The following is a 301-nucleotide window of genomic DNA, read 5'->3' as shown; positions in this document are numbered from 1 at the left end:
CGGCATCCGTGTACTGGCCCTGCACCGTGGCGCCGACCTGGACCAGCGTGATGGCATGGTCGCCCTGTGCCGTCGCCAGCCCCGAGGCCGCGTTGGTCACCGACAGCGCATAGGTCGTCGTGCCGGCGCCGTCGGCGCCGTAGTTGGAGGTCAGCGTCACGATCGCCGCAGCGCTCGTGGCCGTCATGATCGCCGGGTTCAGCACGCCGTCCGTCGTCGGACCGTTGTTGGTCTCGTCGAGCGTCACCGAGCTGCCGACCACCGCATTGCTGATCGAGGGGCCGTCATCGAGGAAGGTGAC

Annotated in this window: 1 protein-coding gene; it reads right to left on the bottom strand. The window is 69.1% G+C overall.

Annotation, left to right across the window (positions count from 1 at the left end; all coding sequences use genetic code 11):
- The coding region (locus EN807_RS36030) for a DUF5801 repeats-in-toxin domain-containing protein (protein ID WP_210240033.1) at positions 1 to 301 on the bottom strand (301 nt) is incomplete at both ends.

The organism is Mesorhizobium sp. M5C.F.Ca.ET.164.01.1.1 (assembly GCF_004792125.1).
GTDB lineage: Bacteria > Pseudomonadota > Alphaproteobacteria > Rhizobiales > Rhizobiaceae > Mesorhizobium > Mesorhizobium wenxiniae.
The sequence above is the reverse complement of the archived record's forward strand: the minus strand, read 5'-3'. Positions and strand labels throughout refer to the sequence as shown.